General features: G+C 57.5%; 11 protein-coding genes and 1 tRNA gene. 8 read left to right on the top strand and 4 right to left on the bottom strand.

Annotated elements, in window-relative coordinates; genetic code table 11:
* Positions 1 to 25 precede the first annotated feature (25 nt).
* Positions 26 to 1,084, bottom strand: coding sequence for a CaiB/BaiF CoA transferase family protein (locus tag MSNKSG1_RS02940; protein ID WP_008937750.1), 1,059 nt, complete (start codon positions 1,082 to 1,084; stop codon positions 26 to 28).
* A 179-nt stretch (positions 1,085 to 1,263) separates the two neighbouring features.
* On the opposite strand from MSNKSG1_RS02940, the gene MSNKSG1_RS02935 reads away from it, so the two are divergent.
* A complete protein-coding gene (locus MSNKSG1_RS02935; protein WP_008937749.1) occupies positions 1,264 to 2,283 on the top strand; it encodes an AraC family transcriptional regulator in 1,020 nt (339 codons plus the stop codon).
* Positions 2,284 to 2,290: 7 nt separating this feature from the next.
* Here MSNKSG1_RS02935 and MSNKSG1_RS02930 read toward each other — a convergent pair whose 3' ends face one another.
* Complete coding sequence (locus MSNKSG1_RS02930) at positions 2,291 to 3,151, bottom strand: hypothetical protein (protein ID WP_008937748.1); 861 nt, start codon at positions 3,149 to 3,151, stop codon at positions 2,291 to 2,293.
* Between the two features lie 5 nt (positions 3,152 to 3,156).
* Positions 3,157 to 4,590 carry a DNA recombination protein RmuC gene (gene rmuC / locus MSNKSG1_RS02925; RefSeq protein ID WP_008937747.1) on the bottom strand — a complete coding sequence of 478 codons (1,434 nt, stop codon included), beginning with the start codon at positions 4,588 to 4,590 and terminating at the stop codon, positions 3,157 to 3,159.
* A gap of 266 nt (positions 4,591 to 4,856) precedes the next feature.
* Here rmuC and MSNKSG1_RS02920 point away from each other — a divergent pair, with 266 nt between their 5' ends.
* The 4 genes from MSNKSG1_RS02920 to MSNKSG1_RS02905 all read left to right on the top strand — a co-directional run bounded on the left by MSNKSG1_RS02920 (position 4,857) and on the right by MSNKSG1_RS02905 (position 8,655).
* Positions 4,857 to 5,249 carry a hypothetical protein gene (locus MSNKSG1_RS02920; protein WP_040886598.1) on the top strand — a complete coding sequence of 131 codons (393 nt, stop codon included), beginning with the start codon at positions 4,857 to 4,859 and terminating at the stop codon, positions 5,247 to 5,249.
* A 142-nt stretch (positions 5,250 to 5,391) separates the two neighbouring features.
* The gene (locus MSNKSG1_RS02915) at positions 5,392 to 6,189 is read left to right on the top strand and encodes an ATP-dependent zinc protease family protein (RefSeq protein WP_008937745.1); all 798 of its coding nucleotides are present in this window, start codon (positions 5,392 to 5,394) and stop codon (positions 6,187 to 6,189) included.
* Entirely contained in the window at positions 6,186 to 7,703 is a 1,518-nt protein-coding gene (locus MSNKSG1_RS02910; RefSeq protein ID WP_008937744.1) for an inactive transglutaminase family protein, read from the top strand. The genes MSNKSG1_RS02915 and MSNKSG1_RS02910 overlap by 4 nt, the downstream gene beginning before the upstream one ends.
* 1 nt (position 7,704) lies before the next feature.
* Positions 7,705 to 8,655 carry an alpha-L-glutamate ligase-like protein gene (locus MSNKSG1_RS02905; protein ID WP_008937743.1) on the top strand — a complete coding sequence of 317 codons (951 nt, stop codon included), beginning with the start codon at positions 7,705 to 7,707 and terminating at the stop codon, positions 8,653 to 8,655.
* A 65-nt stretch (positions 8,656 to 8,720) separates the two neighbouring features.
* Here the strand turns inward: MSNKSG1_RS02905 and MSNKSG1_RS02900 are convergent, their stop codons facing one another.
* Positions 8,721 to 10,310: a BCCT family transporter gene (locus MSNKSG1_RS02900; protein WP_008937742.1), complete on the bottom strand. Its 1,590-nt coding sequence runs from the start codon at positions 10,308 to 10,310 to the stop codon at positions 8,721 to 8,723.
* 238 nt (positions 10,311 to 10,548) lie between these two features.
* On the opposite strand from MSNKSG1_RS02900, the gene MSNKSG1_RS02895 reads away from it, so the two are divergent.
* From MSNKSG1_RS02895 to MSNKSG1_RS18855, 3 genes are all read left to right on the top strand, one after another.
* A complete protein-coding gene (locus tag MSNKSG1_RS02895) occupies positions 10,549 to 12,192 on the top strand; it encodes an FMN-binding glutamate synthase family protein (RefSeq protein ID WP_008937741.1) in 1,644 nt (547 codons plus the stop codon).
* A gap of 117 nt (positions 12,193 to 12,309) precedes the next feature.
* A tRNA-Pro gene (locus tag MSNKSG1_RS02890) sits at positions 12,310 to 12,386 on the top strand.
* Between the two features lie 317 nt (positions 12,387 to 12,703).
* Positions 12,704 to 12,916: a helix-turn-helix transcriptional regulator gene (locus MSNKSG1_RS18855; RefSeq protein ID WP_008937740.1), complete on the top strand. Its 213-nt coding sequence runs from the start codon at positions 12,704 to 12,706 to the stop codon at positions 12,914 to 12,916.
* Positions 12,917 to 13,043 lie beyond the last annotated feature (127 nt).

Below are 13,043 nucleotides of genomic sequence, written 5' to 3'. Positions count from 1 at the left end.
TTTCAGATCCGGAGAATTACGCGTTTCAAACAAATCGTATCGGACACCCCAACTGCCGCTGCAGCTCCCCATCCCCGCGATCCACCTCAATCACCATTCCCCTTGCTTTCAGCTGCGGATGCTCTGCCGCTTCTGAAATGGTCAACACCGGCTCAACACAGGCATCCTGCTCCGCGAAGATGGACTGCCATTCTGCCAAATCCTTTTCCCGGACCTTTCCGGCTATGGCCTCTTTCAAGGCGTTCTGGTCTGCGGGCTTCTGACTGAGCGCCAGACCTTTCATCTCCGACAGGCCAAGCGTGTCACACAGCCGAGCCGAGAACTGGGGCTCCAGGCTGCCCACGGACAACCAGCGGTCGTCCCGAGTCTGGTAGTAATCATAGAAGGACCCGCCGTTAAGCAGGCCGGTTTCCGGCTTCTGCTCAATACCGCCAGCCAGGCATGCGGCGCCTGACATGGCATTCAGGGCAAAGGCGGCATCGGTCATGCTGATGTCCACGAACTGCCCCTCCCCGGTCTGCTGACGCTGGATAACGGCGGCGAGGATGCCCATGACGGCGTGGTGGGATCCGCCTGCAACGTCAGCAATCTCGATGCCCATCGGGGGTGGGCCGCTGTCCGCGCGGCCGCAATGGCTGGAGACCCCGGCAATCGACAGATAATTGATATCGTGTCCGGCGCGATCCCGGTAGGGTCCGGTCTGGCCATAACCCGTAATCGAGCAGTAGATCAGAGCCGGGTTTATCGCTTTGAGGGTTTCGTAACCAATGCCCAACCGATCCATGACACCCGGTCGGAACTGCTCCACGACCACATCGTAGTCCTTGACCAGTTCTTTGATACGATCCGCCGCGCCGTCTTCCTTCAGGTTGAGGCTGAGCGTTTCCTTGCCCCGGGTCAGATAGGAGAACGCGGTGCTGAATGTGCCATCGAACGGCGGCATGACCTTGGTGAGATCAACCCGATCCGGCGCCTCAATCCTCAGCACCTCAGCCCCCATATCCGCCAGCAGCATGGTGGCATACGGCCCGGGTAACAGGGTGCTGAAATCCAGGACTCTCAGTGAACTCAGGGGGCCTGACATTATTTTCTCCTTTTTGTCGGTATTCGCTGATTCTTCATGCTACCGGTTTTGCCAGACAGGCCAACTGCCGGTTCCCTCATTCCTGTTGACCAAATCTGCCAGCTTGGTGGCACTGGTGCAGTTGCATTGTTCGGTCGGGCTCTTATGATGGGTTTCGTTTTCATGAAATGGCGAGCACGATGTCCAACCTGACGGTCTCAAGACATTTTGTACAGGCGGCTTTGGTCGGGGCCGAAGCCCAGGGCCTGGATACCCGCGCGATGTTGAGGGACGCCGGAATCTCCCCGGACCTGCTTCGTATCGAAATGGCCAGGGTCAGCAGCGACCAGTTCAGCCGGCTGATGCAGATTCTCTGGAACCGGACCGGAGATGAGTTCATGGGCATGGGTCCCCGGAAGGCGAGAACGGGCACCTTCGCCACCATGGGTGCCCTGGTGATCGATTGCCCGACCCTTGAAGCGGTCTACCGCCGGGCCTATCAGTTCTCGCGCCTGTTCGAACCCATGGTCACCATGGAACTGGAAGTCGGTGAGGAAACCGCCCGACTGGTGCTGAGAATCGAAGGCGACATTTTCGATCCATCCTTCTTCCTCCGGGAAAGCATCCTGGTGATCTGGCATCGTCTGGGAAGCTGGCTGATTGGCCAACCGGTCGAACTGGACTGCGCCGAGTTCGATTATTCCAGGCCGGATCACGGTGATGAGTACCGTCATATCTTTCACTGCCCACTGCGCTTCGAAGCCCGTGAAACAGCCCTGACCTTCGACAAGCGATTCCTGTCAGCACCGGTCATCCGGGACCAGCCGGAGATGCACCAGTTCCTGAAAACCTCGCCCGCCGACCTGTTGTCCCGGCCGGATGAAAGCAACACCTGGACAGGCCGGATCCGGGCGTTGATCGGACGGGATTTTTCGAGGCCACTGCCGGACTTCGAGTCCATTGCCGCGGAATTGCACACCAGCCCCCAAACGCTACGCCGGCGCCTGAAGCAGGAGAACACGTCGTTTCAGGAGATCAAGGATCTGTTGAGGCGGGACATGGCCATCTACTACCTGAGCCGTCAGGAATGGGCCATCAACGACATCGCGGCGAAGGTGGGCTTTACTGAGCCCTCCACCTTTCACCGCGCCTTCAAAAAATGGACCGGTGTGACGCCTGGCGCCTATCGGGAAGGCGAACGTAGCAGCCCGGACCGGTAGCTACAGGTCAGGATTTCTTGGGCGCCTGTAACAATTTAACCAGTTGCCCCAGAGTGTGAGCGATTTCACCGGCACGCTCACGATCAAAGGCCAGCTGCATCAGTCGCGAGCCATCCCGGGGGTCGTAGACCCAGCAGGTGGAAACGGCCGCCTCACAGCCCCACTGAATCATCGGGTTCACGCCATAGACTTTCAGGCTCTGGGTGGTCCGGACCAGACGATCATCGTCATTCCGGCGGATTTCCTGAAAGGTGAGCACACTGTCCGAAGCGGTCACCCGGTACGCGATATCCGCTGGCTTGTCGGTGCGCACAACGCCTTTATCCGATCGCCAGCCTGCAAGATCCAGAAGGCCATTAAGGTGAATCAGCAACGCCTCCCGGTCACTTTTGGCCAGGTAAAGTTTACGCAGCGCGTCGATACTCTGATGGCCCGCCGGCTCGATCACCGCGATCTTCTTGGCCGGTTGATTGCCTGCGACCTGCGCAGAATCTGCCTTCTGTTTCCGGGCCTGCTCCACGTCGGTAATCAGCTCCAGCGCCCGTTGGTAGTGCTCACCTTTTGCGCCGGCCTTGGTCACATAGGCTTCGAGCGCTGCCTGAGCCTCGTTGAGATGACCGGACTTGAGCATGACCTGGCCACGGAAGAAGTTGTAATCGGCGGGCTTTTCGATGTCCATCTGTTGCAGCCGGTTGAGATATTCCCCGGCCTGATCCCATTTGCCGTTATCAACAGCCTCCTCGGTGGCGAGCATCAACCGGCGCAGTTCATGCTCCGGTGGCAGAGCCTGCGCCTGACCTGCCACGAGCAGGGCTACCAGAGCTGCCGATCTGACCAGCCCCTGAATCTTCGCCGATTTTACTGCCATACCTCTTACTCCTGCTGGTTATCCGCGTCGACTGCCGTTTCCGGCTCTGCCTCGTCCGCGTCCACTTCGGCCTGGTCCAGGATTCCCCGTGGAAGCTCTTTCTTCACACGAACGCCGAGTTCCACAAACCGGTTCGCCTGGGAGACCAGATTACCTCTTCCCCGTGTCAGGGTATTCATCGCCGCATCGTAGGAGCCCTGCGCCGTCTGCAGCTGACTGCCCAGACGCTCCATGGCTTCCACGAATACCCGCAACTTGTCGTAAACGGCGCCGGCACGGTCCGCGATCATGCGGGCGTTCTGGCTTTGACGCTCATAACGCCAGATGTTTTCGATGGTGCGCAGCGTTGCCAGAAGCGTGGTCGGTGTCACCACAATAATCTTTCGGTCAAAGGCTTCTGCGAAAAGGTTCTCGTCCTGTTGAAATGCCGCCACAAAGGCCGGTTCGATGGGCATGAACAGCAGGACCAGATCCGGCGAATGCAGCGTTTCCAACTGACTGTAGTCCTTTTCGCTCAGCGTCCGGATATGCGTTCTAACCGCCTCAACATGTCTTTTCAGCGCGGCCTCCCGAGCCTCTTCGTCCTCATTGCCCACCCACTCCTGATAAGCCTGCAATGAAACCTTCGAATCCACCACCAGATTACGGTTATCCGGCAAATGCACCACCACGTCGGGTCGAAAAAGCTGATGGTCGCCGTCCCGGAAACTGCCCTGGGTTTCGTACTCTACCCCTTTTCGCAGCCCTGATTTTTCCAGCACACGTTCCAGGATGAGCTCGCCCCAGTTGCCCTGGATCTTCTTGTCGCCCTTGAGCGCCCGGGTCAGGTTGGAGGCCTCTTCGGTAATCTGGCGATTGAGTTCCTGCAGTGATTTGATTTCACTACGTAATGCCTGGCGGTCACGGGTCTCGGTGGTATAGACATCCTCCACCCGTTTCCGGAAATCCCGAAGCTGATCGCGGAACGGATTCAGCAGGGTATCCAGGTTGGAGCGCGTCTGTTGCGCAAACCGCTCCTGCTTCTGCTCGAAAATCCGGTTGGCGAGATTCTCGAATTCCTGCTTGAGGGCATCCCGGTTGCTTTCAAGCATTGCCTGTTTCTCGGAGGCGCTGCGACGTTCGCTCTCCAGCATGACCTGTTGTTCCCGAATGGTCACCTGAACGTTGTGTAACTCACCGGACAAACGTTCCGTGCGAACCCGAAGTTCTTCCCGATCCTCCTCCAGTCTCGCAATCCACTGGGTCTTCCCTTCCAGATCCGATTCGGCGGCCACCAGTCGGGCTTCGGCGGCATGAGCCACCGACCGCCATCGACCCGCTTTCCGAACCAGAAAACCGCAAACGACCACCAGAACGCCCGCGAGCATAACCAGAAGCATTGTCAGGCCGGAAGACAGCTCCGGATGAGACACGATCCATTGAGTCAGGTTTTCGGGCACTTCTGATGGCTCCTTACGGTAACAGACAACAAAACCGCTGAATTGAATACAGTTTAACGTATGCAACCACCGTTGTGCGCTGGTATCGACAGGTCACACGAACACTGCGAGGGTCACCGCAAGATTTGTAAAAATATCGGACAATGTGAATCCGGGTCTGGACGCACCCCGTAATATCCACTAAAAGGGACAGTATATGCTTCCGGAATAATCGGTCTTGAGGGCCGTCCGGTGCAGATTGATCGTTGAACCGTGGACTGAAGCACATGTTGAAAACGCTGTGGCGAAAACTGGGGGCTGAACTCTGGCAGCCGAGCCGTGCGAGCGACTCCGCTTCTGTCGACGATATTTACGGTTACGGGGACAAATCCTTTCCCGACGGTTTCCGGATTCTGCCGCACATCACCCACACCGGCGAATTCCATCTTGAGCGCCTGACCCGGCTGCTTCAGCAACGCTATGGCAAACAGGTTGCGAAACCGGACTCAATCCAGGAAGGCGACGACGCCATCCGGGACATGATCAGCTTTGCCGTTCGCATTCAGGATCAGGATGTGCAAAGGGAGCTGCTGCTTTTCTACCTCAACTGCTCACCGGTTATCCAGGAATACCTGCGCCACGAGACCGATCTTGGCGAAGGCCCCCTGCTCAATAAGTGACGCCCTTCTCCGGTTAACCAACTGTAAAGCCACTATACGGTGTGGTTAATGTATAATTCCGCTCCTTATTAATATCGTTCAGGCAGAGAACCATAGTGGCTTCATGTCCAGGGTTCCACACTTTGCCGTCTCAGGGGTTTTCATGGGGTTCAGTCACTCACCGGCTGGTTTTACGTTTTCTCGTGTTCTGATCTTGGCGACAGCCGGCCTTCTCCTCGCCGGGTGCACCGCTAACCGCTATCTGATGGTGCCCAAGAGCAACCTGGGAGGCCTCAGCAACTCGGTGCAGTCACAGCGGGCAACCCTGGTGACCATGGAAGGCAATGCAGCGGCCCGCCAGCAACAACTCATCGAACGCCAGGATGCGTCGACCGAAACCATTCTGAACGCCATCGCCAAACAGGTGAAGAAGCCCTCATGCCCACCGGTTCAGCCACGAACCGCCTGCCCGAAACCGGAAGATCTCGGCCGGGCTGCCCATCTGAATGGCAAATTGATCGTAGGCGAACTTGAAAAGTTCTACCTTGCCAACGCCAACCAGGTTTACACCGCACGCATCGATAGTGGCGCCGAGACGTCCTCCATCGACGCACGCAACATCACCCGTTTCGAACGCGACGGGCGCAATTTTGTGCGGTTCGACGTGCCCGTGCCGGGAACCGACCAGTTTGTGACACTGGAGAAGGAAGTCGCGCGTCGGGTACGCATTGTTCAGGCCAGCGCCGATGAGTCCGAACACCGGGTGGTCGTTGAACTGCAGTTTGCGATTGGCGACCACAAGCAGGTCGCCGAGTTTACACTGGCGGACCGCAGCGATCTGGATTACGAGGTTCTGATCGGTCGCAATATCCTGCGAGACGTGATGCTTATCGATGTCGGGAAGGAGTTCGCGACCGAACTCCCGGCCAAGCTGACCCAGCCCAACGGAGACGATTCTTGACCAATCCGTCGCGTATCCCGTTTTACGTTGCCGTACTGCTCCTGATCGGCGCCGGCATTGCCCTGGCGATCTGGCGTCACATGGAGCTGGGTATTCCCTGGCTGGCCGGCGAACAGAGGCCGGTCTGGATGGTCGAAGCCCGGATTGATTTTGACAGCAACAACGGTCCCGTTCTTGCCAGCCTCAACGTCCCGGAACAACCGCCCGGTTTCAGCATCATTTCGGAGCAGGCGGCTTCGCCCGGTTACGGCTTCTCCATCGTGGGCAAGAACGGCAATCGGCGAGCGGAATGGACCAAACGTGACGTCGTCGGGCCACAGACCCTGTATTTCAAAGCCCAGTTTGTGCCGTCGGATCGCGATCGCCCCGATCTCTCCTCACGCAAGCCCAGGGCCCACGACGTTTTCTGGGAAGAACCCCAGGCCACCGCTGTGCGTGAAATTCTCGATCAGGCAAGGGAACGTTCCAGCACCCCGGAAAGCATGACCCGGGAAGTGATCAGGCTGATGCGGCCGGACGGCGCCAACCAGAACACGGCCCTGCTTGCCTCCGGGGGTGATAATATCTCGCTTCTCGTCAAGATGCTCAACCACGCGGGCATACCGGCACGGACGGCCGACGGGCTCAGGCTGGAGGACGCCCGGCGCCGGCAACAGCTCATGCCGTTCCTGCAGATTTATAATGGGTCCCGCTGGCTGACCTTTGATCCGAAAACCGGGGAACAGGGACTGCCGGACAACCTCCTGCTTTGGCGGGAAGGATCCGCTTCCCTCCTCGATGTGGTCGGTGGCGACAATTCCCGGGTAAGCTTTTCCATGCTTCGGCAGACCGTGCCTGCCCTCCAGTTGGCCACGATGCAGTCCAAGTCCAACAGTCTTGGTTACCTCGGCTTCTACGAGTTACCCATCGAAGAGCAGAGCATGTTCCGGCTGTTGCTGCTGCTTCCACTTGGAGCCTTCGTGGTGGCCTTCATGCGCATGCTCATCGGCATAAGAACCTCCGGCACCTTTATGCCCGTTCTGATTGCCGTGGCCTTTGTACAAACCGCGCTCATTCCGGGACTAATCGCCTTTGTGGCGATTGTTGCGATCGGCCTCCTGATGCGGGGCTATCTGTCGAGTCTGAACCTTTTGCTGGTCTCCCGGATTTCCGCGCTCATCATACTGGTAATTTTCATCACCGCCGGCCTCTCTGTCTTTGGCTATCAGATGGGATTCAATACCGGCATGACGGTCACCTTTTTCCCCATGGTCATCATCGCTTGGACCATCGAGCGCATGTCCATTCTGTGGGAAGAAGAAGGGGTTCGCGAGGTCCTGATCCAGGGCACCGGCAGCCTGTTTGTCGCAGTGTGCGCCTATCTGCTGATGAGCGCGCCTCTCTCAGGCCATCTGACGTTCAACTTCCCGGAGCTGCACCTGGTAATCCTGGGACTGATTCTGCTGATGGGTCAGTACACCGGCTACAAGCTGACCGAACTGCGACGCTTTTCACCCATGAAGGTATACGACTGAGATGGGCTGGATTTCACCTCGGGCACTGAACCGGCTGGGCATGCTCAACATGAACCGGCGCAATGTGGACTACATCGCGCGGTATAACGAGCGTGCCTCCTACCCTCTGGTGGACAATAAGCTCAAGACCAAGCTGGTGGTCGCCGAATACGGAGTGAAAACCCCCAGGCTCCTCCAGGTCGTTCGTCATCAGCATGAAATCTCGCATTTCCGTGAAATGGCCGAGGATCTCGCCGGCTTTGCCATCAAACCTGCCAAAGGCTCCGGAGGCAAAGGCATCACCGTCATTACCGGACGCGACGGCGACGAATACATCAAGGGTTCCGGTGTCCGGGTGAATGCAGGGTATCTGGAGCGTCACCTGACCAACATTCTGGCGGGTCTTTACTCACTGGCAGGCACACCCGATGTCGCCATCGTTGAGAGCCTGGTGCAATCCGAGCCCGGCCTTGCCCGTTATTCCCACCAGGGTGTGCCGGATATCCGGATTGTCGTTTTCCGCGGCTATCCGGTGATGGCCATGCTTCGGGTCGCCACCACCGCTTCCGATGGCAAGGCCAACCTGCATCAGGGTGCGATTGGTGTCGGCCTCGACCTCGGTTCCGGCCGGAGTCTCAACGCCGTTCAGTTCAATCGCCCGGCCCTTCTTCATCCCGATACCGGGCTGGCGCTGGAGAGTATCCAGATTTCCGACTGGGATCTGATGCTCGAGATGGCAGCCCGATGCTACGAAGCCACCGGACTGGGTTACATGGGCGTAGACCTGGTGGTCGATGCCAACGAAGGCCCCCTGCTCCTCGAACTGAACGCCCGGCCGGGGCTCGCAATACAGATGGCGAACGGACAGGGGCTACTCCCACGCCTGAAGACCATCGAGAAACTCAAGCGCCCCCACTTTACGCCGCAGGAACGGGCCGAATTCGCCATGGCAACCTTTGCCGCCCGCGCCTGAACGGTGGTGCAGGCCAAAAAAAACCGGGGCAATGCCCCGGTTTTTTTACTCAAGCCCGCACAGGATCAGAGTTCGCCCCGCGCAACGAGCAATTTACGTTCGTGACTGAGCCCTTTGAGAAGCCCCCAGGTCATGATCAGCAGGATCAGCGTAAACGGCAGACCCGCACTGATTGCAGTTGCCTGAATGGCTCCCAGAGCATCGGCACCACCGCCAAAGATCAGTGCGGCAGCAATAGCCCCCTCCATCACGGCCCAGAACACACGCTGGGCAGTCGGTGCATCGGTTTTACCACCGGCGGTAATGCTGTCAATCACCAGTGAGCCCGAGTCCGACGAAGTCACGAAGAAGACCAGAACCAGCACGATGCCCACGAAAGAGATGATCTCGGTCAGCGGCAGGTTCGCAAACATCTGGAACATGGCCAGGGACACATCGGTCAGACCGTCTTTTGCGAGTACACCGACGCCGTCCTGGATCTGCTCGAGGGCGGTGCCACCAAAGCCACTCATCCAGACAACCGTGATCACGGTCGGAATGATCAGAACCGCGGTAATGAACTCCCGCACGGTACGACCACTGGAAACCCGCGCGATGAACATGCCAACGAACGGCGACCAGGAAATCCACCATGCCCAATAGAACACGGTCCAGCCTTGCATCCACGCTTCGTCCTCACGACCGAACGGGTTACTGAGCGGAACGATGTCCGTGACGTACTGGGAAGAGGTGACCCACATGGTTTCCAGGATTTTCATGGTGGGGCCGGCAAAGATGATAAAGAACAACAGTACGCCGGCCACGGCCATGTTGATATTACTAAGCACCTTGACCCCGCCATCCAGGCCACGCAGAACCGAAATCAGCGCCACCGAGGTGACCGCCACAATGATGGCCATCTGAACGTTGATGCCGGAACCGGTTCCGAACAGATAGTCCAGGCCGGACGCCGCCTGCTGCGCCCCAAAACCCAGGGAGGTCGCAAGGCCAAAAATGGTGGCAACAACCGCAAGCACATCGATGATGTGGCCCGGCCAGCCCCAGACCTTGTCCCGCAACAGTGGGAAAAACGCAGAACGGATCGTCAGCGGCATGTTCTTGTTAAAGGCAAAAAATGCCAGAGACAGCGCCACGATCGCGTAGATCGCCCAGGGATGCAGTCCCCAATGGAACATGGTCGCACCCATGGCCAGGTTGGCTGCTGCCGGCGTATTGGGCTCAACGTTGAACGGCGTTTTATACCATCCGGTGTAATAGGCGGTTGGTTCGGCGACCGCCCAGAACATCAGGCCGATACCCATACCGGCCGCGAACAGCATCGCAAACCAGGACATCGTCGAAAACTCCGGTTTCGCATCCTGTCCGCCCAACCGAATCTTGCCGACCGGCAAAAAGATCAACGCCAGGCAAACGATTACGAAGACGTTTGCGCTGAGCAGGAAAAACCAGTCAAAGCTGGCAATGATGTCCCATTTGGCACCGTCCAGCATTTCCTTGGACTGTTCCGGAAACATCAGGGTGCCGATGACAAAACCCACGACAATGAGCGCTGACACCGGGAATACCCAGTTATGGAGATCCAGGCCCAGGACGTTGATATTGTCCTGGCCCGCGACGTAATCCGTCTGATATTCGTCTTTCACTACCTCGCCCACAATTGGCGCCTCCTGGTTCTTGAAATTCAATGTCAGAATCGGAATCCGAACGTGAAAAACGCGACAGTCTAATGTTTCGACCTCAAAACATCAAAGCGACAATCCTTCGCGTTTGCATCCTTATCAGGATAGCTCAAATTGAGGCATATCAAGGTCTGCCTACAGCGATCGACTGGCCAGCCGGCTTCGTACCGTTATACTGATCAGCAGTCGCCCAAGCCACCAACCAGAGGTCTACATGGCGAAAACCACTATCTTTCCGATACGTTACTCCGTCTATGCACTGAGTCTTGCCGGCCTGGCGATCTCTCTGCCTCTATCCCTGTGGCTCGGTGAGGGCTACCTCATCACCATCATTTTCGCCGCACTCTCCGCCGTCGGAACCTACGACTGCCTCCAAACGAGACATACGGTCAGCCGAAACTATCCGATCTCTGCACACATCCGCTATCTGGCCGAATCCATTGGCCCGGAAATCCGCCAGTACTTCATTCAGGACGACACGGAAGAGCGCCCCTTCTCAAGGGAACAGCGTGCGATCGTGTACCAGCGGGCCAAAAACGTCCTCGACAAACGCCCTTTTGGTACCCTGCTGCACACTTATGAGGAAGGCTTCGAGTGGATGAGCCACTCACTGACACCCACCCGGATTCCGGATTCCGACTTCCGCATCGTTATTGGCAAAAACCGCCCCAAGCCCTACAGCGCCAGTGTTTTCAACATTTCGGCAATGAGCTTCGGTTCGCTATCGGCAAACGCGATCCTCAGCCTGAATACCGGCGCCAGGATGGGGAACTTCTACCACGACACCGGTGAAGGCTCTATCTCACGCTATCACCGGCAACCCGGAGGTGACCTGGTGTGGGAGATCGGTTCCGGTTACTTCGGATGTCGCAACCAGGACGGCACCTTCAACGAGGAAATGTTCCGCAAAAATGCCGTGCTCGACCAGGTAAAAATGATAGAGCTCAAACTATCTCAGGGTGCCAAGCCCGGGCACGGCGGCATCCTGCCCGGCGCCAAGGTGACCGAAGAAATCGCGGAAGCCCGCGGCGTTTCGGTGGGCGAGGATTGCGTTTCTCCCGCCAGCCACTCGGCGTTTTCGACGCCAATCGAACTACTGGAGTTTATTGATCACCTGCGCGAACTCTCTGGAGGCAAGCCGGTCGGCTTCAAGTTGGCCGTTGGACATGCCTGGGAATGGTTCGCCATCGTCAAGGCAATGCTCAAGACCGGTCGCCGACCGGACTTTATCGTGGTCGATGGCGGTGAAGGCGGCACCGGCGCCGCCCCGTTGGAGTTTATCAACCGACTCGGCATGCCCATGACCGAGGCCCTGTTGCTGGTACACAACACACTGGTCGCCACCAATCTGCGGGACGAAATCGCCATCGGCGCCGCAGGCAAGATTACCTCCGCGTTCAACGTGGCCCGCACACTGGCGCTCGGTGCCGACTGGTGCAACGCCGCGAGGGGCTATATGTTCGCCCTTGGTTGCATCCAGTCCCTGAGCTGCCACACCGGGAAATGTCCGACCGGTGTCGCCACACAGGATCCCCGCCGAAGCGAGAAACTGGACGTCGAGGACAAGAGTGTCCGGGTATACAACTTTCACAAGAACACCATGGACGCGCTGCAGAACCTTCTGCAGGCGTCGGGTCTGAACCACCCGTCTGAACTCGGCCCCGAACACATCGTCCGCCGGATGTCGAGCACCGAAATCCGATCCTATCTGGACCTCTACCACTTCCTGGAGCCAGGCGCCCTGCTGGAAGGCGAAACCGGCCATTCGGTCTTCGACAAGTTCTGGGAACATGCCGACGCGGAGAGCTTCGCTCCGCCGAGCTTTATAAAGGAGCTGAGGGAAACCAAACTGCGCTGAGTCGGATGACCGGATTTAGAAAAAAGGATGTTTATTTTTCCAAAGCTCTCGTGTAGACTTCGCTCCCGCTAAGCCACTGAGGGATCCGACACAAGTCGCTCATTGGCCAGCAGTTTTCGGGGCGTAGCGCAGCTTGGTAGCGCATCTGCATGGGGTGCAGAGGGTCGCAGGTTCAAATCCTGCCGTCCCGACCAGTTAGATCAACGATTTAGGCCAATCCTTCGGGTTTGGCCTTTTTCGTTTCTGACGCCGGGTACATTCTGGGTACAACCCATAAGTTTTACCGTTCCCGCCGATCCAAACGGTTTTAACCGAACTCAGCCACAATGCGACCTATTCGATTCCGTTTCCGACCCTGAAACTCTAGCACGCTTCCGTACCGCAACCTAGTCAGCAAATCACAACACAGAAAGCTCTGCGAGCACCCTCTCCGCCCGATTTCCGTTCACTTGGGTCTAATTAAGAAAATTTGGCAATTAGCCAACCCAAAGAACTATAGCGCTCCCGTAACATGATTGGTGTCTTTAATCCCAAGTGGAGAAACATTATGTTTTTAACTGATATCCAAGTTGGCAATCATTACGGCGTATCGCGTAATACTATCTGGCGCTGGGTGCGTGAGGGGAAATTCCCTGCCCCGAAAAAACTTACCTCGGGCTCAACGAGGTGGCACGTTTCGGATATTGAGGCGTTTGATCGAAAGGTGTTGGCGTCGGCATCTTAGCAAGGTGCCTTCCCTGGGCAATCCTGTGCCGAAATCGTCGACACAGGATCTAACAGGTAGCCGGTCGAACCCAAGATCAAGCAATTACACAACCTCAAGCTTTCGCAACACAAACGATACATATTTG

The sequence above is a fragment of the Marinobacter santoriniensis NKSG1 genome, from assembly GCF_000347775.1.
Lineage (GTDB): Bacteria > Pseudomonadota > Gammaproteobacteria > Pseudomonadales > Oleiphilaceae > Marinobacter > Marinobacter santoriniensis.
The sequence above is the reverse complement of the archived record's forward strand: the minus strand, read 5'-3'. Positions and strand labels throughout refer to the sequence as shown.